This window comes from Bradyrhizobium sp. USDA3010 (genome assembly GCF_056429065.1).
Map to the genome: position 1 here is coordinate 73,667 of NZ_JBWJZD010000032.1, position 24,202 is coordinate 97,868.

Consider the following 24,202-nt stretch of genomic DNA (forward strand, 5'->3'; position numbering starts at 1 on the left):
GAGGCGGGACTCACTTCGTCTGAAGCGACCGCCGGAACTGACTTGCGTGTGGGAGACGGCGACTACAATGATTGGATTACCGGGGATGCGTGGGGTGAAGCTTATCACCGCGGCTGCGACTGCCGTCCTTCTGTTGGCGGAGATGGGCCCCGTGCCCGCCCTTGCCGATACTATCGAGGCCGCGCTGGTGCGGTCCTACCAGAACAATCCCCAGCTGAATGCGCAGCGCGCGCTGGTGAGGGCGACCGACGAAAACGTTCCCCAGGCGCTCTCGGGCTATCGTCCGAAAGCCGCGCTGACCGTGAGCGGCGGATATCAATACAGCGACCAGCAGCCGACGGGCATCAAGGACTCGATTCACGGCACCCAAAATCCGGCCAGTGCGGGCCTGACGGTGAATCAGTCGCTATACAACGCGCAGACCCCGCACAGGGTGCGCGCGGCTGAAAGCCAGGTGTCGTCGGCGCGCGAAGGTCTGCGCGTGCTCGAGCAGACCGTCATCCTGAGCGCCGCCACGATTTATATGGACTATCTCCGCGACGCTGCGATCGTGGAAGTCCAGCGCAGCAACACGCGCGTGCTGGAGCAGACGCTGAAGCAGACCCAGGACCGCTTCAACGTAGGTGAGGTGACGCGGACGGACGTCGCGCAATCCGAGGCCCAGCTTGCGGCCGGCAGGACCCAGCAGCTCACCGCGGAATCGAACCTGACGACGACGCGGTCGAACTTCCGCCGCATCATCGGCAACGAACCGCAGAATCTCGCGCCCGGCTCGCCGGTCGATCGTTTCCTGCCGGCGACGCTTGCGGCCGCCGTCGAGCTCAGCCTGACCCAGAATCCGAACGTCACGTCCGCGATGTATGGCGTCGACGTCAACTTCCTGCAGACCAAGGTTGCCGAAGGCGCGCTGCTGCCGACGGTTGGGCTGCAGGCGTCGGTGAGCGAAGGGTACCAGCAACAATTGTCGGTGAACCGCCTCTTCAATGCGGCGGCGCAGGTTCAGGTATCAGTCCCGATCTATCAGGGCGGCGCCGAATACTCGCTGATCCGGCAGTCGAAGGAATCGCTGGCGCAGCAGCGTCTGGTCCTGGAACAAACCAGGGATCAGGCGCGCGCCAACGTCGTCACCGCATGGGGCCAGCTGGTCGCCGGCAAGTCGCAGGTCGCGTCAGCGCAGGCGCAGGTCACTGCGTCCGAAATCGCGCTGAACGGCGTCCGCGAAGAGGCCAAGGCCGGCCAGCGCACCACGCTCGACGTGCTCAACGCGCAGCAAGCGCTGGTCAATGCGCGCAACGCACTCGTCACCGCGCAACACGACCGCGTCGTTGCATCCTACAACGTGCTGAGCGCGATTGGGCGGCTGTCACCGCAGGTGATGGGCCTTTCGACCAACGTCTATGATGCCAGCGTGCATTACCAGCAGGTGCGCGATAACTGGGCCGGCGTACGCACGCCCGACGGCCGCTAAACACCTTCACGTCAACATCGCTTGTCGCGCCATGTTTGTGGTTCTGAGTTAATCAGGACCACAGACTGGCGCGTTTGCTTGCAATCGATAATTGGCCTGACATACCGTTTTGTCGGGCAGCAAGGCGATTCGCGCCGGCGTTGCGTGATGGCAGGTGCGACGCCACCTGTGATCATGCTGCATTGGGCGACACGAAGCTTGCACAAAGCCTCGGGCGGGCTTGATCTGGGGACAAGTCGGGCGGGAGCAATGAAAATCTCCGCCTGCTTCATCGGAACCGGCGAATCCTCTCGGGCTTGATGTAAAATAAGTTTCGATGTGGAGTCGGAGATGACGCAACCTGCGAAGGTCCAAGAGCCCTCGATGGAGGAGATTCTGGCGTCGATCCGTCGCATCATTGCCGACGACGAGGCGAAGCCGGCCGCGGCCGAGAAACCTGCGGCCGCTGCTGCGCCGCCGCCGAAGGTTGAACCGCCGCCACCAGCAGCCAAGCCCGCGATGAAGAGCCCGCCGCCCGCAGCGCCCCCGGCCGCGAAGCCCGCCGCGGCAGCGCCGAAATCACCGCCAGCCGCGCCGGCGCCGGCCAGCAACAATCAGGACGACATCGACTCGCTGCTCGCCAGCCTCGACGAGGCGACGCCTGCGTCCGAGATCAGGCCGTCGCCGCAACCCGAAGCCGACGTATTCGAGCTCACCGACGACATGGCGCTGCCGGAGCCGGCGGCCACGCCGTCGTTCCGTAAGGTCGAGCCGCAGGACGATGTCGAGTTCACGGAAGCCCGCACACGGGCACCGGAGCCCATGCGAGAACCGGTGCGAGAGCGGGAACCGCCGGCAATCGAAACCGCGCCGATGCAGCAGATCATCTCGGGAACCACGATGCGGGCGGTCGAATCCGCTTTCAACTCGCTGGCCAACACCGTGCTGAGCAACAACGCTCGGACGCTCGAGGATCTGGTCAAGGAGATGCTGAGGCCGATGCTGAAGTCCTGGCTGGACGACAATCTGCCGGGACTGGTCGAGCGGATCGTCAAGGCCGAAATCGAGCGAGTCTCCCGCGGGCGATAGCTCCGCTGCGGGCGGGAGCTCCTGCCGCAGGGGGCTTGGCAGCCCTCATTCAGCCCCCAAATGCCCCAGAGTTTCGGTTCTGATAGGATCAGACCTGAAACGCCAGTTCCCGGTTTCGACCCGTTTCTTCATGCGAACCGGTGTCCACCTCGCTCGAAAACGATCTCAATGCCGTTTTGGACGTGCCGGTCCAGTTGACTCGGTGCGTTCTGGCGGCTTTCTACCCTTTCCCCATGGTCCACAGCGCATTGTCATGATCGAGAAAAACTACCAGCCTGCCGATATCGAGCTCCGGATGGCCCAGCTCTGGGAGGAGAGCGGTGCGTTCAAGGCCGGCCGGCCCGAGCGCAAGGACGCCGCGCCTTTCACCATCGTGATCCCGCCGCCGAACGTGACCGGCTCGCTGCACATGGGCCATGCGCTCAACAACACGCTCCAGGACATCCTGTGCCGCTTCGAGCGGATGCGCGGTCGTGACGTGCTGTGGCAGCCCGGTACCGACCATGCCGGCATCGCCACCCAGATGGTGGTCGAGCGCCAGCTGATGGAACGGCAGGAGCCGGGTCGGCGCGACATGGGCCGCGCCAAGTTCCTCGAGCGGGTCTGGCAGTGGAAGGCGGAGAGCGGCGGCACCATCGTCAACCAGCTCAAGCGCCTCGGCGCCTCCTGCGACTGGTCGCGCGAGCGCTTCACCATGGACGAGGGCCTGTCGCGTGCGGTCGTCAAGGTGTTCGTCGAGCTGCACCGCCAGGGCCTGATCTACAAGGACAAGCGCCTGGTCAATTGGGACCCGAAGCTGCTCACCGCGATCTCCGATCTCGAAGTGCAGCAGGTCGAGGTCAAGGGCCATCTCTGGTACCTGCGCTATCCGATCGAAGGCCGCAGCTTCAGCCCCGAGGATCCCAAATCGTTCATCGTGGTCGCGACGACGCGTCCGGAGACGATGCTCGGCGACACCGCGGTCGCGGTACATCCAGACGACGAGCGCTACACCGATCTGGTCGGCCAGCATGTCATCCTGCCGCTGGTCGGCCGCAAGATTCCGATCGTCGCCGACGACTATTCCGATCCGGAGAAGGGCTCGGGCGCGGTCAAGGTGACGCCGGCGCACGACTTCAACGATTTTGAGATCGGCAAGCGCCATGGCCTGCCGCAGATCAGCGTGCTCGACCAGGAAGGTTGCCTGAATCTCACCGCCAACGAGGACTATCTGCGCGGCCTGCCGGCGGGCGCCGACGAATTCGCGGCAGAGTTTCACGGCATCGAGCGCTTCGCCGCGCGCAAGAAGATCGTCGCAAGGCTGGAGGAGTTCGGTTTCCTCGAGCGGATCGAGCCCAACACCCACATGGTGCCACATGGCGACCGCTCCAATGTTGTCATCGAGCCGTACCTCACCGACCAGTGGTATGTTGACGCCAAGACGCTGGCGCAGCCGGCGATGGCGGCGGTGCGCTCGGGCGAGACTACGTTCGTGCCGAAGAACTGGGAAAAGACCTATTTCGAGTGGATGGAGAACATCCAGCCCTGGTGCATCTCGCGCCAGCTCTGGTGGGGCCATCAGATCCCGGCATGGTACGGGCCCGACGGCAAGGTGTTCGTCGCCGAGACCGAGGAAGAGGCAGTCGGCAACGCGCTCGGCTACTACGTCGAGCAGGAAGTCATCACGCCGGAGCAGGGCCACGACATGGCGGTCGACCCCGCCAAGCGCGAGGGTTTCATCACGCGTGACGAGGACGTGCTCGACACCTGGTTCTCGTCGGCGCTGTGGCCGTTCTCGACGTTGGGCTGGCCGGACGACACGCCGGAGGTCGCGCGCTACTACCCGACCAACACGCTGGTCACGGGCTTCGACATCATCTTCTTCTGGGTCGCCCGCATGATGATGATGGGCCTCCACTTCATGAAGGAGGCGCCGTTCTCGACCGTCTACATCCACCGTCTCGTCCGTGACGAGAAGGGCGCGAAGATGTCGAAGTCGAAGGGCAACGTCATCGACCCGCTGGGCGTGATCGACGATTTCGGCGCCGATGCGCTGCGCTTCGCGCTGACCCGCGAGGCGGCGCAGGGCCATGACATCCGCCTGTCTCCGCACCTGGTCGAGACCAACCGCAACTTCGCGACCAAGTTCTGGAACGCCTGCCGCTTCGCCGAGATGAACGAGTGCGTGAAGCCGGACGGTTTCGATCCGAAGGGCGCCAAGGAAACCTTGAACCGCTGGATCGCGCACGAGACTTCGCGCGTCACCCGCGAGGTGACCGAGACGATCGAGGATCATCGCTTCAACGATGCGGCCGGTGCGATCTACCGCTTCGTTTGGAACGTGTTCTGCGACTGGTATCTCGAGCTCGCAAAGCCGGTGCTGATGGGCGAGGAGGGCGCGGCCAAGGCCGAGACCCGCGCCATGATCGCCTGGACCCGCGACGAGATCCTCAAGCTGCTGCATCCGTTCATGCCCTTCATCACCGAAGAGCTGTGGGCGGTGACCGCAAAGCGCGATGGCCTCCTGGTGCTGGCGTCCTGGCCGCGCAAGCAGGGCGTGACCGGCGAGCAGCTGGCGGCGATCGCGACCGCAGGTCCGGTTGTCGATCCGATCATTCCGCCGGTCATTGCCGCGCTCGACGCGGACGAGTTCAGCGATCCCGCAGCCGAGGCCGAGATCGGCTGGGTGGTCGATCTCGTCACCGCGATGCGGTCGGTGAAGGCTGAGATGAACATCCCGCCGTCGACGCTGACGCCGCTGGTGATCGTGACCACCTCCGACGAGACGCGGGACCGCGCCCAGCGCTGGAACGACACCATCAAGCGCCTGGCGCGATTGTCGGACATCTCCTTCGCGGCGGCTGCGCCGGAAGGCGCCATGCAGCTGCTGGTGCGCGGCGAAGTCGTCGCGCTGCCGCTGAAGGGCGTGATCGATCTTGCGGCCGAACGGGCGCGGCTGGAGAAGGAGCTCGGCAAGGCCGACGCCGACATCAAGCGGGTCGACGCAAAACTCTCCAACGAGAAGTTCGTGGCCAACGCGCCGGAAGAGCTCGTCGAGGAAGAGAAGGAGAAGCGCGCGGCAGCAACGGAGCGCCGCGCTAAGATCCTCGAGGCGATCGAGCTGCTGAAGCGGGCGTCATAGCGGCCAACGCTGTGACCCTCAGAACCGCTTGCTGAGGAATTTCGATCCCTTCAGTCCGTAGCGCCAGGGCAGGTCGACGGCTTTCGTGATGCCGATCCGCAATCCGGTGACGATGTCGGGCGGCTCTAGCCGCGCGTGGAGCGCGATCGGCGGACGGTCGAGCGGCAGTTCGCTGTGCGCGATGGTAATGCCGAGCGCCTCGCAGAGCTTGCCGGGCCCCGAGCACAAGGCGCGCTCATCCTCCAGCCCGCGCCGCCGGCGCATCGCGGCGAGCCCATGGGTCGGCTCGAGCGCGCGGATCAGCACGGCGCTGGCTGAGCCCGGCTCCTCGCAGACGAAGTTGACGCACCAATGGATGCCGTAGGAGCGGTAGACATAGGAGAAGCCCGGCGGGCCGAACATGATCCGGTTGCGCGGGGTCGGTCCGTTGAACGAGTGGGCTGCCGGCTCCGTGTGATGGTAGGCCTCGACCTCGGTGATGATGCCGCCGACGCCGCCGACCAGGAACGTCGCGCCGATCAGGTCGGGCGCGACCTCGTGGACGCTGCGATCGAAGAAGGCGCGTTTCAGAGCTTTGCCGAGGCGCGGCGCGGTCGCACGGGTCGATCGGGGTTTTTGAGCCATTTTGAGGTGGGAATCGGCGTGGAACGGACCGCAAGACTGCCAATATATGGGCTGATCTGCTAGGGTCGCAGGGCGGGTTGCGAGCCGCGTCAACACCGATTAGCTATGGCCTCTCGCGACTTGCAGGCACAAATGGTCACCATCGTCGACACCATCTCCACCACTCAGCTCCGCCCGCGTCACCCCGAAAAGGTGAACCGGCCGGATGCCGTGTCGCCGCCGAAGCCAGACTGGATCCGCGTCCGCGCGCCGAACACGCGCGGCTATGCCGATACGCGGCGGATCGTGAAGGAGAATGGCCTCGTCACGGTGTGCGAGGAGGCGGGCTGCCCCAACATCGGCGAATGCTGGGACAAGAAGCACGCCACCTTCATGATCATGGGTGACACCTGCACCCGCGCCTGTGCGTTCTGCAACGTCAAAACCGGCATGCCCGGCGCGCTCGACGCCCATGAGCCCGAATACGTCGCTGAGGCGGTCTCGAAGCTGGGTCTGACCCATGTCGTGATCACATCGGTGGATCGCGACGATCTCGCCGACGGCGGCGCCGAGCATTTTGCACAGACGATCCGCGCCATCCGCGCACGCTGCCCGACCACCACGATCGAGATATTGACGCCGGACTTCCTGCGCAAGGACGGCGCGCTGGAGCGCGTGGTCGCGGCCAAGCCCGACGTCTTCAACCACAATCTGGAAACCGTGCCGTCGCGCTATTTGACGGTCCGTCCCGGCGCCCGCTATTTCCATTCGATCCGGCTGCTGCAACGGGTCAAGGAGATGGACCCGACCATCTTCACCAAGTCGGGCATCATGGTCGGGCTCGGCGAGGAGCGGCACGAGGTGCTGCAGGTGATGGACGACCTGCGCTCGGCCGAGGTCGATTTCCTGACCATCGGCCAGTACCTGCAGCCGACGCGCAAGCATCACGCCGTGATGCGCTATGTGACGCCGGACGAGTTCGCGGGCTACGAGCGTGTCGCCTATACCAAGGGTTTTTTGATGGTGTCGGCGAGTCCGCTGACGCGCTCGTCGCATCATGCCGGTGAGGATTTTGCGAAGCTGCAGGCGGCGCGCACGGCTCGCGGCCGCTAGATTTTGTAAACGGCGGTGAGCCGGCGCCATTACGCGCCGTTGCTTGATCGAGCCTTGGACTGGACCAATGCAACGCGTTCTGGTGATGGGATCGTCGGGGTCCGGCAAGTCGACCTTTGCGCGACGGCTGTCCGCCATGACGGGCATCCCGACCGTGTCGATCGACGCGCTGTTCTGGAAGCCGGGCTGGGTCGAGTCCGACAAGGATGAATTCGAGCGCCGCATGGTCGAGGTCACGCAAGCGCCGCGCTGGATCATGGATGGGAACTACATGAAGAGCGGTGCAGGTGAACTGCGCCGGCAGCTCTCCGATACGATCATCTGGTTCGATCTGCCGCGGCTGACCTGCGTGCTCGCAATCCTGGGGCGGATTGCCGGCAGCTATGGCCAGGTTCGTCCCGAGATGGCGGAAGGTTGCCCGGAGAAGATCGATCTCGAATTCTTCCGCTATGTCTGGACCTATCGCCAGCAGCAGCGGCCGAAGCTGATCGAATATTTTTCCGGCTTGCGCGCCGATCAATCGCTGGTCTGCTTCACCGATCGGACCCAGGCGGACGATTATCTGAAGCGCCTCGCACTGAAGCAAAACCGTGCGAGTATCCACTGATGCCACGATTCTCAAGCAAGCGGCGGGTCCGCCACACCGCACCTCAGATGTTCGATCTGGTCGCCGACGTCGAGCGCTATCCGGAATTCGTGCCGCTGTGCCAGGCGCTCAAGATCCGCCAGCGTACGCCCAAGGACGACGGCACTGAGGTCGTGGTCGCCGACATGACGGTCTCGTTCAAGCTGGTGCGCGAAACCTTCACCAGCAGGGTGACGCTCGACCGGCCCAACCTGAAGATTCTGGTCGAATATCTGCGCGGCCCGTTCAGCAATCTGGAGAACCGCTGGAGTTTCGAGCCGAAGTCGGACACCGAATGCGATGTCGGTTTCTTCCTGAACTACGAATTCAAGAGCCGGATGCTGGCGATGCTGATGGGCTCGATGTTCGATGCCGCATTCTCGCGCTTTGCCGCGGCGTTCGAGAAGCGCGCGGACCAAGTCTACGGCAAGGGTACCTTGTGAAGCCTATCTCGTTCATCGCGGGGACTGTTGGTCACCCGCAATCCGTCCGTCCATTTAGGGGTAAGTGGCGATGAACCCGGTTGCGCGGGAGAATCTTGTCCGCGAACTCGAACATCTGATTCAGCACAAGCCGCCGGGGGGAACGCTGTTCATGACGGTTAGCCAAACACCCGACATGCTGGTTGTGACATTACAGGATGGAGTTATCAGTCTCGCGTATCCACACGCCGGATGGTTCGATTTCCTTCGGTCCAACCGATTTGAGGCCTATTGCAGAAAATGCGGGTTCACGGTCCAAAAAGAGCAATGGCACAATGTGCGCGTAAGTCGTGCGCTGATCGGGACTGTCGCAACGCATGCAGCGCAGACGATCGATGAATGCTTCTCAAAAGTTTATCGCGTGTCGGGCCCGTTTGGGGTGAACCTACAGGGAATGGGTTGGCGATCTTCAGCGAGCGGCCGACCAGAAGATGCTCGCGGTTGAGTCGCTGCCTGGGCAGTGACTCTGACGCTGCACCCTTACGGGCAGGAACGACGCACGCCGCCGGACGCGATGTAGGTCCCCGAGGCCGGGTCATAGGTGCGGAAGCGCTGCGAGCAATAGGCGTCGTTGTTGGCTTTTGCCTGGCTCGCCGCGATCGCGCCCCCGATGATCGCGCCGGCTGCAAGCCCGCCGATGATCGCAGCGCCGTTTCCACCGCTATAACGATGACCGTAGTAGCCGCCGCGATAGCCGTAACGCGGGCCGCCGCCATGCCAGTGACGATACTGCACGTGCTCGACAGAGGTCGGCTGGTCCTGCAACCGCGCGGGCGCGAGCGGTGCGGCGAACGAGGGGGCAATAGTCGACAGCGTCATGGCGCCTGAGGTGATTGCGGCCACGACCAAAGTTCCCAACTTCATCATTTTCTCCTTGTTGTGGGAATTTGCCGTTTGGAAAAACAATTCAAACAGCAGAGTTGGAACAATAGAAAACGGCGAAGCGACGTCGCAGTTCCACCTGAGATAGGCGGCACTGGGTCGCAGTTGACACAGGGGTGTGTGGTTGGCCTTCGCGCGATGCGACTTGCGTAGGCCTATCCGCGTGGCGGCCGCCGGCGTTTCGCGGCATGGCTTCGCGGCGACCGGGCCACGCGCGGCCGCAATCGGCTGGAAGCCTCGCGGCGCGGCTTTGCGGCCTGCGGCGGCCGCGCGAGCTCCATCAGCATGCGGAGCGCCTCGACCACCGAGCGCTGCCGCACCGTGCTGCGGCCGATCGCGCCAAATCGTTGCTCCCGATGAACGATGCGGCCGTCGCGCGCGGCAACGGCGAAGTGCACCAGGCCGACCGGTTTGCCCGGTGTCGCGCCGCCGGGGCCTGCGATCCCGGTGATCGAGACAGCAAGGTCGACGCCGGCCTTTTCCAGTGCGCCGATCGCCATCGCGGTCGCGGTTTCCTTGCTGACCGCGCCGAACGTCTCCAGCGTCGCCGCCTTGACGCCGAGCATCGCCCGCTTGGCCTCGTTCGAATAGGTGACGAAGCCGCGGTCGATCACGTCGGAAGAGCCGGGGATGTCGGTGAGCGCGCCGGCGACCAGGCCGCCGGTGCAGGACTCGGCGGTCGCGATGGTCAGCTTGCGCATCCGGCACAGGTCGAGCAGCGCGCGGGAGAGGGCACGAGCGTCGCTGCCGCCCATGTCAGGCACCCCAGCCTGTTTCATCCCAGGGGAGGCGGACCGTGGCGCTCGCAGTCGCTGCGATGCCTTCCTCGCGGCCGGTGAAGCCGAGCCGCTCGCTGGTGGTGGCCTTGACCGCCACGCGCGAGATGTGGACGCCGGAGATCTCCGCGATCTTCGCTCGCATGGTGTCGCGCAGCGGCCCGATCTTCGGCCGCTCGCAGATCAGCGTCACCTCGAGATTGGCGATCCGGCCGCCGCGCGCGGTGACGCGCTCGACGGCATATTTCAGGAACTGGTCGGAGGAGGCGCCTTTCCACTTGGCGTCGCTCGGCGGGAAGTGCGAGCCGATGTCGCCGTCGGCCAGCGCGCCGAGGATCGCGTCCACCAGCGCATGCAGCCCGACGTCGCCGTCGGAATGGGCCAGGAAGCCGCGCGTGTGCGGCACGCGCACGCCGCAGATCATGACGTGGTCGCCATCGCCAAAGGCGTGCACGTCGTAGCCGGTGCCGGTCCTGATGTCGCCGAGCTGGCTTGCGAGCCGCGCTTCCTCGCGCACGAAGTCTTCGGGTGTGGTGAGTTTCATGTTGGCAGCATCGCCTTCAAACGTCGCAACGGTCAATCCCGCCCATTCAGCAAGCGCGGCATCGTCGGTGAAATCGCTGCGGCCCTCGCGCGCGGCACGACGATGCGCCTCCAATATTACGTCGAAACGAAATGCCTGTGGTGTCTGCGCGATCCGCAAGCGGGCGCGCTCCGGCGTCGCCTCGACATCGCCGGTATCACCGGTGACCTTGATCGTGTCGGTGACAGGAATCACCGGGATCGCAGCACCGGTCCGGCCGGCCGCGGCGATCGCGCGCGAGATCACGGCCGCGGTGACGAAGGGGCGCGCGGCATCGTGGATCAAGACGATGTCGGGCTTCTCGCTGGCGAGCGCCTCGAGCCCGGCGTGGACCGAGGCCTGCCGGGTGGCGCCGCCCGGCGTCGGCGGCTGATGGCGGAGGCCAGCCACCGCTTCATCGAACAGCGCGGCATCATCAGGATTGACCACCGGCTGCACCGCAAATACGTCGGGATGTCCCGAGAACGCCTCCATGGCGCGGTAGATCACCGTCTGTCCGCCGATCGTCCGGTACTGCTTTGGTCCGCCTGCGCCGGCGCGCAGTCCACGGCCGGCTGCGACAAGGATGGCTGCGGTACGCTCAGGCTTCGACATGTTGAACCAGTGACAGGCAATTCGGGGATGAGGGGAACGGCGGGGGACCGCCGCGCACAGCCCTTAGCATGACGCTGCGCAAAAACAGAGCGTTTGCCGACGACTGTGGGAAAAGCGGATTTTGTTGCAGTGCACCTGCACTGATGGTAGGAATGTCTAAACCGTAGGCATGAGCCTTGACTGCACAAGAATTGTGCGCAGAATAGACGGCGTCAGCTGCAATGGCGTGGCTGACAGAACGACGAGACGGCTGTGACCGGCGTGCAAAGTACTCCTCGTAACCCATTGAAGATAGGCGATATTGCTGTCGCCAACCGGGTTCTCCTCGCGCCCATGTCCGGCATTACCGACGCGCCCTTCCGGCGACTCGCCGCCACTTTGGGCGCCGGGCTGGTGGTCTCCGAGATGACCGCCAGCGACGATCTGGTGAACGGCAAGCCGATGTCGAAGCTGCGTTGTGAGGCAGCCGGGATCGGGCCGCATGTGGTTCAGCTCGCTGGCTGCGAGACCCATTGGATGGCGGAGGGCGCGCGGATCGCCGAGGGCGCCGGCGCCGACATCATCGATATCAACATGGGCTGCCCGGCGCGCCATGTGACCGGCGGCCAGTCCGGCTCGGCCCTGATGCGCGACCTCGACCACGCGGTCACGCTGATCGAGGCGACGCTGTCGGCGGTCAAGGTGCCGGTGACGCTGAAGATGCGGCTCGGCTGGGACGATCGCTCGCTCAATGCGCCCGAACTGGCGCGCCGCGCCGAGGCATCGGGCGTACAGATGATCACCGTGCATGGCCGCACCCGCTGCCAGTTCTACAAGGGCGAGGCCAACTGGAGCGCGGTGCGCGCGGTCAAGGAAGCCGTCACGATCCCGGTCGTGGTCAACGGCGACATCACCTCGTTCGACAAGGCGCTTGGCGCGCTGGAGATGTCGGGCGCCGACGCCGTCATGATCGGGCGCGGCGCGCAGGGGCAGCCCTGGCTGCCCGGCCAGGTCGGCCGCCGGCTCGAGACCGGCATCGCCGAGGCTGCGCCGTCGCTTGCCGAGCAGCTCAAGCATGTTCGCGCGCTCTATGACGAGGTCTGCAGCCACTACGGCCTGCGTATCGGGCTCAGGCACGCGCGCAAGCATCTCGGCTGGGCGCTGGAGACCGCTGCGGCCTATAGCTGCGCGCCGGCGGCAACGTTGAAGACCTGGCGGCAGGCGATCCTGACCTCGGAGCAGCCGTCCAGCGTGCATCGCGCGCTCGAGGACGCCTATGACGATTTTGCCTGGAGTGCTGCCGCATGACGTCAGCCATGGAATTTCGCCGGCCCGTGCCCACCGATGGCGAGGCCATCCTCAACGCGCTGCCCAATCCGGTGCTGCTGGTTGCACCCGACGGACGGATCGTCGATGCCAACATCGCCGCCGAATCCTTCTTCGAGATCTCGACGCAGTTCTTGCGCCGGCAGTCGCTGAAGGAGTTGGTGCCGTTCGGCAGTCCGCTGCTCGCGCTGATCGAGCAGGTCCGGGCGAGCGGCTCGCCGGTCAACGAATACAAGGTCGATCTCGGCACGCCGCGGATCGGCGGCGATCGTCAGGTCGACCTGCACGTCGCGCCGCTGACCGAGCGGCCCGGGCATATCGTGGTGATGCTGCAGGAGCGCACCATCGCCGACAAGATGGACCGCCAGCTCACCCATCGCAGCGCGGCGCGCTCGGTGATCGCGCTGGCCGCGATGCTCGCCCATGAGATCAAGAACCCGCTGTCCGGCATCCGCGGCGCTGCGCAGCTCCTCGAGCAGCAGGCTTCCTCAGAGGATAGGCTGTTGACGCGGCTGATCTGCGATGAGGCCGACCGCATCGTGACGCTGGTCGACCGCATGGAAGTGTTCGGCGACGACCGTCCGGTGGCGCGTGGCCCGGTCAACATCCATTCGGTGCTCGATCATGTGAAGCGCCTCGCGCAATCCGGCTTCGCCCGCAACGTCCGCTTCATCGAGGACTATGATCCGTCGCTGCCGCCGGTGCTGGCCAACCAGGACCAGTTGATCCAGGTGTTCCTCAACCTCGTGAAGAACGCCGCCGAAGCGGTTGCCGATCTCGGCACCGATGCGGAGATCCACCTCACCACGGCGTTCCGGCCGGGCGTGCGCCTGTCGGTGCCCGGCAAGAAATCGCGGGTCTCGCTGCCGCTGGAATTCTGCGTCAAGGACAACGGCTCAGGCGTGCCGGAAGACCTGCTGCCGAACTTGTTCGATCCATTCGTCACTACCAAGCAGACCGGCAGCGGGCTCGGGCTCGCGCTGGTCGCCAAGATCGTCGGCGATCACGGCGGCATCATCGAATGCGAGTCGCAGCCGCGCAAGACCACCTTCCGCGTGCTGATGCCGATGTACAGCGCTGCGAAGCAACACGATCACAGCAACCGCGATGACGTTCCGGGTACGTCCTCGCCTGCCTCACGATGAGGAACAACAATGCCTGCAGGTAGCATACTTGTCGCTGACGACGACACCGCCATCCGGACCGTCCTGAACCAGGCGCTGTCGCGCGCCGGCTATGAGGTGCGCCTGACCGGCAACGCCGCCACGCTGTGGCGCTGGGTCAGCCAGGGCGAGGGCGATCTCGTCATCACCGACGTGGTGATGCCCGACGAGAACGCGTTCGATCTGCTGCCGCGGATCAAGAAGATGCGGCCGAACCTGCCTGTCATCGTGATGAGCGCGCAGAACACCTTCATGACCGCGATCCGCGCTTCCGAGCGCGGCGCCTACGAATATCTGCCGAAGCCGTTCGACCTGAAGGAGCTGATCACCATCGTCGGCCGCGCGCTCGCCGAGCCGAAGGAGCGGGTCTCCAGTCCCGCCGACGACGGCGAGTTCGACTCGATCCCGCTGGTCGGCCGCTCCCCGGCGATGCAGGAGATCTACCGCGTGCTGGCGCGGCTGATGCAGACCGATCTCACGGTGATGATCTCGGGCGAGTCAGGCACTGGCAAGGAGCTGGTCGCGCGCGCGCTGCACGACTATGGCCGGCGCCGCAACGGCCCATTCGTCGCGGTCAACATGGCGGCGATCCCGCGCGACCTGATCGAATCCGAATTGTTCGGCCATGAGCGCGGCGCCTTCACCGGCGCTAACACCCGTGCCTCCGGCCGCTTCGAGCAGGCCGAGGGCGGCACGCTGTTCCTCGACGAGATCGGCGACATGCCGATGGAGGCGCAGACCCGTCTGCTCCGCGTGCTGCAGCAGGGTGAATACACCACCGTCGGCGGCCGCACGCCGATCAAGACCGACGTGCGCATCGTCGCGGCCTCCAACAAGGATCTGCGCATCCTGATCCAGCAGGGCCTGTTCCGCGAAGATCTGTTCTTCCGCCTCAACGTGGTGCCGCTGCGGCTGCCGCCGCTGCGCGAGCGGATCGAGGATCTGCCCGACCTGATCCGGCACTTCTTCTCGCTCGCCGAGAAGGACGGTCTGCCGCCGAAGAAGCTCGACACCCAGGCGCTGGAGCGGCTGAAGCAGCACCGCTGGCCGGGTAACGTCCGCGAGCTGGAAAATCTCGCCCGGCGGCTCGCCGCGCTCTATCCGCAGGACGTCATCACTGCCTCCGTCATCGACGGCGAGCTGGCGCCGCCGGCCGTCACCTCCGGCAGCACCGCGACCGTCGGCGTCGACAATCTCGGCGGTGCCGTGGAGGCCTATCTGTCCTCCCACTTCTCCGGCTTCCCGAACGGCGTGCCGCCGCCGGGCCTCTACCATCGCATCCTCAAGGAGATCGAGATACCGCTTCTGACCGCCGCGCTGGCCGCGACCCGCGGCAACCAGATCCGGGCCGCCGACCTGCTCGGATTGAACCGCAATACGCTGCGCAAGAAGATCCGCGACCTCGATATCCAGGTCTACCGGAGCGGTGGCTAGGGCTGACGGGGCGCGAGCCTCGCCGCCGTCTTTGAGTAGTCACAAATGGTTTTGAGGACACGGCGCCGCACCGAGGTTTGCGCCGCGGAAATGTCGCAATTCGGCAACATTGTGATATGATTGCATCAGTTCGCAATTCCCGCGGGCGATCGCACTCAGCTCAATTGCCGGTATGACCAGCGCAGAGACCACCGCTTCAACTTTACACGCGCCCCCGGCCGAGCCCACTGCAGAGGCGCGGGGCTTCCCGCTGCGGCGCTGGCTGGCGCCGTTCGCCGTGGCGATCGCGCTGCTGTCCGCCTTCCTGACCTTCGTGGTGCTGACCGGCCTGACCCCGATCGAGCCGACCTCCGACGTCGTCCGCTCCTTCCTGATGATCAACGCCGCCACGATCCTGCTGCTGGTCGGCATCATCGTCCGGGAAGTCTGGCAGATGGTGCAGGCGAGGCGGCGGGGCCGGGCGGCGGCACGGCTGCATGTGCAGATCGTCGGCCTGTTCTCGGTGATCGCGGTGCTCCCCGCCGTGCTGGTGTCGATCGTCGCCAACGTCACCATCGAGCGCGGCCTCGACCGGCTGTTCTCGGGGCCCACCAAGCAGGTGATCCAGAACTCGCTGACGATCGCCAGCGCCTACATGCAGGAGCACGCGCAGCTCATCAACGGCGATACGCTGGCGATGGCCAACGATCTCGCCCATGCACGTCCGCTTTACGATCAGGATCGCATGACGTTCCTGCAACTCCTGACCGCCGGCGCCGAGGCGCGCAACCTCCCGGTCGCGGTGTTGATGGACAAGGACGGCAAGATCGTCGCCAGCGCGGAAACCGGCGTCCGCTTCAACTATGAAGCGCCGCCACCCGATATCCTCAAGGACATCAACGAGACCGAGCCGAAGATCTCGGTGTTCCCGGAAAATTACGTCGCCTCCGTGGTCCGCCTGCGGGCCTATGACGACATGTTCCTCTATGTGGCGCGTCTGCTCGATCCGGCCGTGGTTGCGCAGCTCAAGCAGACCCAGACTAGCGCCGCCGAATACGCCCAGCTCGAGACCCGCAGGCTGGGCATCCAGGTGGCGTTCGCGCTGATGTTCGCGGTGATCGCGCTGACCATCCTGATGGCTTCGGTGCTGATCGGCCTGAATTTCGCCAACGGGCTGGTGTCGCCGATCCGCCAGCTGATGGGCGCCGCGAGCGAGGTCTCGACCGGCAACCTCAATGTCCAGGTACCGGTCCACAAATCGGCAAGCGACCTCGCGATGCTCGGCGAAATCTTCAACAAGATGACCCAGGAGCTGCGCACCCAGCGCAATGAGCTGGTCGACGCCAGCGAGACCATCGACAGCCGCCGCCGCTTCATCGAGGCGGTGCTATCGTCGGCCAGCGCAGGGATCATCGGGGTCGACGCCTCCGGCACCATCGGCGTCCTCAACCGCTCGGCCGAGAAGCTGATCGGGCATGCCGAGTCGGAGACGCTCGGCCATCCGCTCTCCGACGTGCTGCCCGAACTCGATGAGATGATGAAGACCGCACGCGAGGGCACGCAGCGCCTGGTGCAGGGGCAGGTCACGATCCTGCGCGACGGCAATGAGCGCAATCTGTCGGTTCGCGTCTCGGCCGAGCAGACCAGCCAGTCCCGCGACAGCTACATCATCACGCTCGACGACATCACCGAACTGGTCTCCGCGCAGCGCACCTCGGCCTGGGGCGACGTCGCTCGCCGCATCGCCCACGAGATCAAGAATCCGCTGACCCCGATCCAGCTCTCGGCCGAGCGTATTCGCCGCAAGTTCGGCAAGACCATCACCGAAGAAAAGGACAAGTCGATCTTCGAGCAGTGCACCGACACCATCGTGCGCCAGGTCGACGACATCAGGCGCATGGTCGACGAGTTCTCGCGCTTTGCGCGGATGCCGAAGCCCGTGATGGAAGGCGAGGACGTCGCCGACGTGGTGCGCCAGGCGGTGTTCCTGATGAAGGTCGCGCATCCCGATCTCGACATCGAGGCCGACATCAAGCAGTCGCCGCTGCCGGCACAGTTCGACCGCAGGCTGATCTCGCAGGCGCTGACCAACATCATCAAGAACGCGACCGAGGCGATCGAGCAGGTGCCGCGCGAGGAGCTCGGCAAGGGCCGCATCGACGTCGTGGCGCAGCGCGAGGGCGACGACATCCTGATCGATGTCGTCGACAACGGCATCGGCCTGCCCAAGGTCGCCCGTGCGCGGCTGCTCGAGCCCTATGTCACGACACGGGCCAAGGGCACCGGTCTTGGCCTTGCGATCGTCGGCCGCGTTCTGGAAGACCATGGCGGCCGCATCGAGCTCAAGGACGCGTCCGATTTCCGCGACGGCCAGCGCGGTGCCTGGATGCGGCTGCGCTTTTCCGTCACGGGCCAGGCGGCCAAACCGGAGAACAAGGAACAAAAGCCGGACGTGAAATCATCCGACCCCGACAGTGAAAAAAATCCGCCGCAGGAGCCGACCAACGGCCCGGCACAGGCGACCAACAATGAACCAAAAATCCAACAACCAATCCAAGAACCCGATCAGCAAGAACCAAGTAACCAAGAGCCAAATGCGCAAGAGCCAAGAAGCCAACAGCCAAGAATCAAAGCCGCGACGCGCGACTGACAACGCAGGTGTAACCCATGGCAAGTGACATTCTGATTGTCGACGACGAAGCTGACATTCGCGACCTAGTTGCGGGTATCCTGGACGATGAGGGGTTTTCCACGCGCACCGCGCGCGACAGCGATTCGGCGCTTGCCGAGATCGCCAACCGCCGGCCGAACCTGGTCTTCCTCGACATCTGGCTGCAGGGCTCCAAGCTCGACGGCCTGCAGCTGCTCGAGCAGATCAAGAAGGACAATGCCGATCTGCCGGTCGTGATGATCTCCGGCCACGGCAACATCGAGACCGCCGTCGCGGCGATCAAGCGCGGCGCCTATGACTTCATCGAGAAGCCGTTCAAGTCTGACCGGCTGATCCTGGTCGCGACCCGCGCGCTGGAGACCTCGCGGCTCAAGCGCGAGGTGAAGGAGCTCAAGCAACTGGCGCCGGCTGCGAGCGTCCTGACCGGCCGCTCGGCCTGCATGAACCAGCTGCGCCAGACCATCGACCGCGCCGCCAAGGCCAACAGCCGCATCCTGATCGTCGGTCCCTCCGGCGCCGGCAAGGAGCTCGCCGCGCGCACGCTGCATCATGCCTCCGGGCGCGCAGAGGGGCCGTTCGTGGTGATCAATGCGGCCGCGATCACGCCGGAGCGCATGGAGATCGAGCTGTTCGGCATCGAGGGATCGAACGGCGAGCAGCAGCGCAAGGCCGGTGCGCTCGAGGAAGCGCATGGCGGCACGCTGTTCATCGACGAGATCGCGGACATGCCGCGCGAGACCCAGAACAAGATCCTGCGCGTGCTGGTCGATCAGACCTTCCAGCGCCAGGGTGGCACCGGCAAGGTTCATGTCGACGTCCGCATCATCTCCTCGACCGCGCGCAACCTCGAGGAGGAAATCGCGGCAGGGCGTTTCCGCGAGGATCTCTATCATCGTCTCTCGGTGGTGCCGATCCGGGTGCCGCCACTGTCGGAGCGCCGCGAGGACATCCCCGAGCTGATCGACTATTTCATGGACCAGATTTCCGCCGCCACCGGCCTGCCGAAGCGGCAGATCGGACAGGATGCGATGGCCGTGCTGCAGTCGCATGTCTGGCCGGGCAACGTCCGCCAGCTCCGCAACAATGTCGAGCGCGTGATGATCCTGGCCGGCGGCGGACCGGAGGCGATCATCACCGCCGACATGCTGCCGCAGGACGTCGGCTCCATGGTGCCGGCGATGCCGACCTCCAACAATGGCGAGCACATCATGGGCCTGCCGCTGCGCGAGGCGCGCGAGGTGTTCGAGCGCGACTATCTGATCGCCCAGATCAGCCGCTTCTCCGGCAATATCTCGCGCACCGCGGAGTTCGTCGGCATGGAGCGCTCGGCGCTGCATCGCAAGCTGAAGGCGCTCGGGGTCGGCTGACGCTTGGGGTCGGCTGATCCCGATACGCCTGGGCGGGCGCCGGCGGCTTGGCGCGAAGCCTCGGCGGCTACCGCCGGGGAAGCAGGAGCCAGGCTCGGGTCCGGGGTGGGCGCGCGAGGTGAGGGGCAGAGCCGGCACAACCGGGGGATTTATCCACTCTCCACGAGAATATTCGTCTCTTTCCCTGCACTTTCTTAGAATTGCCACCGTGTTCCTACCGACTGCTGCGCGAACCGGCTTGCCTAAAAACCGCGCGTGGCCTCTAATCGTACCGCTACGCGTGCCAGAGGGGGATCTCAGGGCAGGCGGGCAGCCGGAGGAGGCTCCGTCAGAGAGCCGCAACCGGTTCAATAAAAAGAAGCACAAGCTTGCGGGACAAAAACAATGGCGGCAGACCGCGCACAAAATCTACAAGACACCTTCCTTAATCACGTTCGTAAAACAAAAACGCCACTGACGATATTTCTGGTCAACGGGGTAAAGCTGCAGGGCATTGTCACATGGTTCGACAATTTCTGCTTGCTGCTGCGGCGCGACGGTCACTCGCAGCTTGTCTACAAGCACGCGATCTCGACCATCATGCCCGGCGCTCCGATTCAGCTGTTCGAAGGTGGTGAGGACGCACCGGCTTGAGAGTGAATTGATTGGAACCCTTCAATCCTGAAGGGGGCGTCGACCGGACCAAGTCTAGGCCCGGGTCGGCGGGGGACTTGAGCACCGGGCGGGTGATCGTCATCGGCCCGTACCTGCGCATGCGCCGTGGCGACGGCGATGCGCAAGCGGATTCTTCTGTCCGCGACTACGAAGCGCGGATCGAGGAAGCCGCCGGCCTTGCCGGTGCGATCGACCTCACCGTGGTGGAATCCATCGTCACGCCGATCAGCCAGATCCGGCCCGCGACCTATCTCGGCAAGGGCAAGGTCGAGGAGATCAACGGCCTCGTCGCCGGCGATAAGGTCGAACTCGTGGTGATGGATTGCGCGTTGTCGCCGATCCAGCAGCGCAATCTCGAGAAGGCCTGGAGCACCAAGGTGCTCGACCGCACCGGCCTGATCCTGGAAATCTTCGGCCGCCGCGCCAAGACCAAGGAAGGCGCGCTGCAGGTCGAGCTTGCCCATCTCAATTACCAGCGCAGCCGCTTGGTGCGGTCGTGGACCCATCTCGAACGCCAGCGCGGCGGCTTCGGCTTCATGGGCGGTCCGGGCGAGACCCAGATCGAGGCCGACCGCCGCCTGATTGGCGATCGCATCACGCGGCTTGAGAACGAGCTGAAGAAGGTGCAGGCGACGCGGCGGTTGCATCGCGCCGGACGCCAGCGCGTGCCGTACCGCGTGGTGGCGCTGGTCGGCTACACCAATGCCGGCAAATCAACCCTGTTCAACCGCCTGACGCGCGCCGACGTGCAGGCCGCGGACATGCTGTTTGCGACGCTCGACCCGACCCTGCGTGCGCTCAACCTGCTGCATGGCGGCAAGGCGATGCTGTCGGACACGGTCGGCTTCATCTCCAATCTGCCGACCCAGCTGGTGGCCGCGTTCCGTGCCACGCTGGAGGAGGTGCTGGAGGCCGACATCATCCTGCATGTCCGCGACATCTCCCATGAGGATGCGGAGGCGCAGGAGCGCGACGTCGAGGCGGTGCTGCACCAACTCGGCATCGATCCCAACGCCGATGGCGGCCAGCGCATCATCGAGGTCTGGAACAAGATCGATCGCTTCGATCCGGAGGAACGGGACAATCTGCGCAACATCGCCGCGCGTCGGCCGCCGGAGCGGCCCTGCTTCCTGGTCTCGGCCGTCACAGGCGAGGGGATCCAGGACCTCCTGGCCGCGATCGAAGATCGCCTCGCGGCCAAGCGCATCACGCTCAATCTTTCGATCGACGCTTCCGACGGCGCCGGCATCAGCTGGCTGCATCGCAATGCCGAGGTCCTGAACAAGGAGCTCAATGGCGACCGCTTCGACATGACGGTGCGGGTCGACGAGACCAAGCGCGACATCGTCATGTCACGATTCGATGCTCTGCCGCACGGGACGTAGCGTCCCGAAAATCCGCGGGCGGCAAGGGGGATCGATGTTCAACCGTCGAACATTTCTCGGCGGCGGCCTGGCAAGCGCTGCGGTCGCAGGGATTTCAACGCGTGGGCTTGCCGACAACGCTGCTTTCGTCGACGCGCCCGGGCTCCGGCCGGTCCTTGCGCGTCCGGACCGCATGTTTCGTGTCACGGTATGCCTGCGTCCGTTCCGCGCTGCCGGTCCGCGCATCGAAGCGGAATGGATCGACAGCAAATATGTCGTCCACAATTACGGACACGGCGGCAGCGGCTGGTCGCTGTCCTGGGGCGCCGCGCAGGACGCCGTGCCGCTCGCCCTGCAATTGAGCGCGCGCAACATTGCCGTCCTCGGCGCCGGCGCGATCGGTTTGACGACGGCGATCACCGCCCAGAGGATGGGCGCGACCGTCACGATCTACGCCAAGGAGCGCTTTCCGCAGGTGCGCTCGGCGCGTGCGACCGGGGACTGGTCGCCGGATTCGCGTATCGCGATGGAAGCAGACGTCACGCCGGACTTTGCCGACCGCTGGGAGCGGATGGCGCGCACGACCTTTGCCACCCATCAAAGCTATCTCGGCCTTGCCGGCAATCCGATCGAATGGACCGATCGCTATTTGCTGTCCGACGATGCGCCTGATGCCGACGGCCGTCCGCACAGGCGCCAGCATGCCTCGGGCGACGGCTCGAAGAAATTCCTCGAATTGCGCGGCCGGATCAGGTCGCTCACGCCGCGATGGGACTTGCTGGCCGCCGGAGCAAATCCGTTTCCCGCGCCGTACGCGTGGAAGAGCGCCTCGCTCACCTACAACGTTACGGATCTCTACCGTCAGCTCGAAGCGGAGTTTCAGCGCGCCGGGGGACTCTTCATCCCGATCGAACTGCACACGCCGTCCGATCTTTCGAAGGTCCGCGAGACCGTCATTGTAAACTGCACCGGCTACGGCGCCCGTGCGCTGTTTCGTGACGAGAGCATCGTTCCGGTGCGCGGCCAGATCGCCTGGCTCATTCCCCAGCCGGATGTCAGTTACGGCGTCTTCTACCGCAACCTCAGCGTGCTCGGCCGGCGCGACGGCATCGTCGTCCAGCCGGTCGGCGAAAACGACTATTTCGGCTACAACGACGACAACGAGACGCCGGATCTTGCCGCCGCGCGCCAGGCGGTGGACGACGCCGCGAAACTGTTCAGCCGGGCCTGAGCGGCCCTCCGGCACGGCACCTCGCAATCTCCCGAAATGTGACGGCGCCGTGACGCGGCTTCACTCGACAGCGCCTGCGACGTGCCGCCGCACTTTCTGTTTGAAATCTGCGCCGCCTTGGTTCATTGCGCTGCTGGACGCAAAGCCGAGGCCGATCGATGCAGGACACCAGCGAAACCATTACCCACGACACGCTCGCCGGCCAGAACGGGGACCTTGCCCATGTGCGGGCGCCAGAGATCGTCGATGCCCTCAATGCCCGGGAGCCGGCGGATGCGGCGAAGCTGCTGCAATCGCTGCCGGCCGAGAAGGCGATCGAGGTGCTCGACCTGCCCGGGCTCGACAACACCTGCGAGATCCTGGCCGAGCTGCCGAAGGACACGGCGGTGTCGCTGCTATCAGGCGTTTCCGACGACCGCGCCGCCGACATCTTCAAGGAACTGGTCGAGCCGCTGCGCACCACGCTGCTGAACGGCCTCAATCCGGATACCCGCAGCGTCATCTCCGGGCTCCTGGCCTATCCCGAACGCAGCGCCGGCAGCATCATGACGACCGAATTCGTCAGCGTGCCCTCGAACTGGACCATCGCCGAGGTCCTGCATCACATCCGGATGGTCGAGCGCACCCGCGAGACCGTCTATTCGATCTTCGTGATCGACCCGGTCAAGAAGACCCTGATCCAGGCGGTGCCGCTGCGCCGCCTGATCTCGGCCGATCCGCATGCCAATGTGCTCACCGCGGCACCGGCGCGGAAGCCGCTGATGATCTCGCCGGAGGCCGACCGCATGGAGGCGGCGCGGCTGATCTCGCGCTACGATCTGCTCGCGGTCGCCGTCGTCGACGGCCCCGGCCATATCCTCGGCATCGTCACGGTCGACGACGTCATCGACGCCATCGTCGAGGAATCGACCGAGGACGCCCAGAAGTTCGGCGGCATGGAAGCGATCGACGAGCCGTATCTGCGGATCGGCTTCCTCGAAATGATCAAGAAGCGCGGCGGCTGGCTGTGCGCGCTGTTCCTCTCGGAAATGCTGACCGCAACCGCGATGCAGTCGTACCAGAGCGAACTCGAGAAGGCGATCGTCCTGACCCTGTTCATTCCGCTGATCATGAGCTCCGGCGGCAATTCCGGCTCCCAAGCCACCTCGCTGCTGATCCGCTCGCTGGCGCTGCACGAGGTGCGGTTGCGCGACTGGTGGCGTGTCGCCATGCGCGAACTGCCGACTGGTATCGTGCTCGGCGCCATCCTGGGCTTGATCGGCATCGTCAGGATCACGCTCTGGCAGACGCTGGGCCTGTTCGACTACGGCCCGCATTGGGTGCTGGTGGCCATCACCGTCGGCGCCGCGCTGGTCGGCATCGTCACCTTCGGCTCGCTGTCCGGATCGATGCTGCCGTTCATCCTCAAGCGCATCGGCTTCGATCCGGCGAGCGCGTCCGCGCCGTTCGTCGCGACGCTGGTCGACGTCACCGGCCTCGTGATCTATTTCGGCGTTGCGGCGGTCATCCTGCACGGCACGCTGCTGTGAGGTGAGGGACTGCGCATTTTGATGCGGCCCCTTCACATATTCGATGTCGTCCCTGCGGAAGCAGGGACCCATATGTGGACGGCCCCCGTGGCACAAGAGCGTTCTGGGCTTGGTCGGATCGCTGTCATCCATATGTCCGGCCTGTTTGATGCGATCGTGTTGATCGCTGGGCCAAGATGGTTTCCGCGAC

General features: G+C 65.1%; 20 protein-coding genes. 16 read left to right on the plus strand and 4 right to left on the minus strand.

Annotated features, from left to right (window positions below):
- Positions 1–85: 85 nt before the first annotated feature.
- The 3 genes from AC066Y_RS34225 (at position 86) to AC066Y_RS34235 (ending at position 5,657) form a co-directional block, all read left to right on the plus strand.
- Positions 86–1,468, plus strand: a complete 1,383-nt coding sequence (locus AC066Y_RS34225) for a TolC family outer membrane protein (RefSeq protein ID WP_478277716.1) — start codon at positions 86–88, stop codon at positions 1,466–1,468.
- 330 nt (positions 1,469–1,798) lie between these two features.
- Positions 1,799–2,536: a PopZ family protein gene (locus tag AC066Y_RS34230; protein ID WP_478277717.1), complete on the plus strand. Its 738-nt coding sequence runs from the start codon at positions 1,799–1,801 to the stop codon at positions 2,534–2,536.
- Positions 2,537–2,789: 253 nt separating this feature from the next.
- Positions 2,790–5,657 carry a valine--tRNA ligase gene (locus tag AC066Y_RS34235; RefSeq protein ID WP_478277718.1) on the plus strand — a complete coding sequence of 956 codons (2,868 nt, stop codon included), beginning with the start codon at positions 2,790–2,792 and terminating at the stop codon, positions 5,655–5,657.
- 18 nt (positions 5,658–5,675) lie between these two features.
- On the opposite strand, the gene AC066Y_RS34240 is transcribed toward AC066Y_RS34235, so the two are convergent.
- Positions 5,676–6,281, minus strand: a complete 606-nt coding sequence (locus AC066Y_RS34240; protein ID WP_478277719.1) for a DNA-3-methyladenine glycosylase — start codon at positions 6,279–6,281, stop codon at positions 5,676–5,678.
- A gap of 132 nt (positions 6,282–6,413) precedes the next feature.
- Here AC066Y_RS34240 and lipA point away from each other — a divergent pair, with 132 nt between their 5' ends.
- The 4 genes from lipA to AC066Y_RS34260 all read left to right on the plus strand — a co-directional run bounded on the left by lipA (position 6,414) and on the right by AC066Y_RS34260 (position 8,925).
- On the plus strand, positions 6,414–7,373 hold the full coding sequence (gene lipA, locus AC066Y_RS34245; protein WP_456762919.1) for a lipoyl synthase: 960 nt from the start codon (positions 6,414–6,416) through the stop codon (positions 7,371–7,373).
- Between the two features lie 67 nt (positions 7,374–7,440).
- Positions 7,441–7,980: a P-loop NTPase family protein gene (locus AC066Y_RS34250; protein WP_478277720.1), complete on the plus strand. Its 540-nt coding sequence runs from the start codon at positions 7,441–7,443 to the stop codon at positions 7,978–7,980.
- On the plus strand, positions 7,980–8,441 hold the full coding sequence (locus AC066Y_RS34255; protein WP_478277721.1) for a type II toxin-antitoxin system RatA family toxin: 462 nt from the start codon (positions 7,980–7,982) through the stop codon (positions 8,439–8,441). The genes AC066Y_RS34250 and AC066Y_RS34255 overlap by 1 nt, the downstream gene beginning before the upstream one ends.
- A 70-nt stretch (positions 8,442–8,511) precedes the next feature.
- Positions 8,512–8,925, plus strand: a complete 414-nt coding sequence (locus AC066Y_RS34260; RefSeq protein WP_478277722.1) for a hypothetical protein — start codon at positions 8,512–8,514, stop codon at positions 8,923–8,925.
- A gap of 35 nt (positions 8,926–8,960) precedes the next feature.
- On the opposite strand, the gene AC066Y_RS34265 is transcribed toward AC066Y_RS34260, so the two are convergent.
- From AC066Y_RS34265 to AC066Y_RS34275, 3 genes are all read right to left on the minus strand, one after another.
- Positions 8,961–9,347: a BA14K family protein gene (locus tag AC066Y_RS34265; RefSeq protein ID WP_478277723.1), complete on the minus strand. Its 387-nt coding sequence runs from the start codon at positions 9,345–9,347 to the stop codon at positions 8,961–8,963.
- A gap of 170 nt (positions 9,348–9,517) precedes the next feature.
- A complete protein-coding gene (locus tag AC066Y_RS34270; protein WP_478277724.1) occupies positions 9,518–10,117 on the minus strand; it encodes a CinA family protein in 600 nt (199 codons plus the stop codon).
- Between the two features lies 1 nt (position 10,118).
- The gene (locus AC066Y_RS34275) at positions 10,119–11,315 is read right to left on the minus strand and encodes a bifunctional 2-C-methyl-D-erythritol 4-phosphate cytidylyltransferase/2-C-methyl-D-erythritol 2,4-cyclodiphosphate synthase (protein WP_478277725.1); all 1,197 of its coding nucleotides are present in this window, start codon (positions 11,313–11,315) and stop codon (positions 10,119–10,121) included.
- A gap of 285 nt (positions 11,316–11,600) precedes the next feature.
- Here AC066Y_RS34275 and dusB point away from each other — a divergent pair, with 285 nt between their 5' ends.
- From dusB to mgtE, 9 genes are all read left to right on the plus strand, one after another.
- A complete protein-coding gene (dusB, locus tag AC066Y_RS34280) occupies positions 11,601–12,602 on the plus strand; it encodes a tRNA dihydrouridine synthase DusB (RefSeq protein WP_478277726.1) in 1,002 nt (333 codons plus the stop codon).
- Complete coding sequence (locus AC066Y_RS34285; RefSeq protein ID WP_092114488.1) at positions 12,599–13,765, plus strand: two-component system sensor histidine kinase NtrB; 1,167 nt, start codon at positions 12,599–12,601, stop codon at positions 13,763–13,765. Before dusB ends, AC066Y_RS34285 begins: the two co-directional genes overlap by 4 nt.
- Before the next feature lie 9 nt (positions 13,766–13,774).
- Entirely contained in the window at positions 13,775–15,217 is a 1,443-nt protein-coding gene (ntrC, locus tag AC066Y_RS34290; RefSeq protein WP_029084144.1) for a nitrogen regulation protein NR(I), read from the plus strand.
- Positions 15,218–15,389: 172 nt separating this feature from the next.
- Positions 15,390–17,846: a sensor histidine kinase NtrY-like gene (locus AC066Y_RS34295; protein ID WP_478277727.1), complete on the plus strand. Its 2,457-nt coding sequence runs from the start codon at positions 15,390–15,392 to the stop codon at positions 17,844–17,846.
- 17 nt (positions 17,847–17,863) lie between these two features.
- A complete protein-coding gene (ntrX, locus tag AC066Y_RS34300; RefSeq protein ID WP_028331957.1) occupies positions 17,864–19,234 on the plus strand; it encodes a nitrogen assimilation response regulator NtrX in 1,371 nt (456 codons plus the stop codon).
- 384 nt (positions 19,235–19,618) lie between these two features.
- Positions 19,619–19,867 carry an RNA chaperone Hfq gene (gene hfq, locus AC066Y_RS34305; RefSeq protein WP_006020546.1) on the plus strand — a complete coding sequence of 83 codons (249 nt, stop codon included), beginning with the start codon at positions 19,619–19,621 and terminating at the stop codon, positions 19,865–19,867.
- A gap of 119 nt (positions 19,868–19,986) precedes the next feature.
- Positions 19,987–21,273: a GTPase HflX gene (hflX, locus tag AC066Y_RS34310; RefSeq protein WP_478277731.1), complete on the plus strand. Its 1,287-nt coding sequence runs from the start codon at positions 19,987–19,989 to the stop codon at positions 21,271–21,273.
- A gap of 34 nt (positions 21,274–21,307) precedes the next feature.
- Positions 21,308–22,483: an FAD-dependent oxidoreductase gene (locus AC066Y_RS34315; protein WP_478277728.1), complete on the plus strand. Its 1,176-nt coding sequence runs from the start codon at positions 21,308–21,310 to the stop codon at positions 22,481–22,483.
- Positions 22,484–22,641: 158 nt separating this feature from the next.
- On the plus strand, positions 22,642–24,012 hold the full coding sequence (mgtE, locus tag AC066Y_RS34320; RefSeq protein WP_478277729.1) for a magnesium transporter: 1,371 nt from the start codon (positions 22,642–22,644) through the stop codon (positions 24,010–24,012).
- Positions 24,013–24,202 lie beyond the last annotated feature (190 nt).

Coding starts and splice junctions, on each gene's coding strand:
- AC066Y_RS34230 (WP_478277717.1), top strand. CDS start 1,799: ATGACGCAACCTGCGAAGGTCCAAGAGCCCTCGATGGAGGAGATTCTG.
- AC066Y_RS34260 (WP_478277722.1), top strand. CDS start 8,512: ATGAACCCGGTTGCGCGGGAGAATCTTGTCCGCGAACTCGAACATCTG.
- AC066Y_RS34225 (WP_478277716.1), top strand. CDS start 86: ATGCGTGGGGTGAAGCTTATCACCGCGGCTGCGACTGCCGTCCTTCTG.
- hflX (WP_478277731.1), top strand. CDS start 19,987: ATGCGCCGTGGCGACGGCGATGCGCAAGCGGATTCTTCTGTCCGCGAC.
- AC066Y_RS34240 (WP_478277719.1), bottom strand. CDS start 6,281: ATGGCTCAAAAACCCCGATCGACCCGTGCGACCGCGCCGCGCCTCGGC.
- AC066Y_RS34255 (WP_478277721.1), top strand. CDS start 7,980: ATGCCACGATTCTCAAGCAAGCGGCGGGTCCGCCACACCGCACCTCAG.
- AC066Y_RS34275 (WP_478277725.1), bottom strand. CDS start 11,315: ATGTCGAAGCCTGAGCGTACCGCAGCCATCCTTGTCGCAGCCGGCCGT.
- ntrC (WP_029084144.1), top strand. CDS start 13,775: ATGCCTGCAGGTAGCATACTTGTCGCTGACGACGACACCGCCATCCGG.
- AC066Y_RS34265 (WP_478277723.1), bottom strand. CDS start 9,347: ATGATGAAGTTGGGAACTTTGGTCGTGGCCGCAATCACCTCAGGCGCC.
- AC066Y_RS34315 (WP_478277728.1), top strand. CDS start 21,308: ATGTTCAACCGTCGAACATTTCTCGGCGGCGGCCTGGCAAGCGCTGCG.
- mgtE (WP_478277729.1), top strand. CDS start 22,642: ATGCAGGACACCAGCGAAACCATTACCCACGACACGCTCGCCGGCCAG.
- AC066Y_RS34250 (WP_478277720.1), top strand. CDS start 7,441: ATGCAACGCGTTCTGGTGATGGGATCGTCGGGGTCCGGCAAGTCGACC.
- AC066Y_RS34270 (WP_478277724.1), bottom strand. CDS start 10,117: ATGGGCGGCAGCGACGCTCGTGCCCTCTCCCGCGCGCTGCTCGACCTG.
- AC066Y_RS34235 (WP_478277718.1), top strand. CDS start 2,790: ATGATCGAGAAAAACTACCAGCCTGCCGATATCGAGCTCCGGATGGCC.
- hfq (WP_006020546.1), top strand. CDS start 19,619: ATGGCGGCAGACCGCGCACAAAATCTACAAGACACCTTCCTTAATCAC.
- AC066Y_RS34295 (WP_478277727.1), top strand. CDS start 15,390: ATGACCAGCGCAGAGACCACCGCTTCAACTTTACACGCGCCCCCGGCC.
- lipA (WP_456762919.1), top strand. CDS start 6,414: ATGGTCACCATCGTCGACACCATCTCCACCACTCAGCTCCGCCCGCGT.
- ntrX (WP_028331957.1), top strand. CDS start 17,864: ATGGCAAGTGACATTCTGATTGTCGACGACGAAGCTGACATTCGCGAC.
- AC066Y_RS34285 (WP_092114488.1), top strand. CDS start 12,599: ATGACGTCAGCCATGGAATTTCGCCGGCCCGTGCCCACCGATGGCGAG.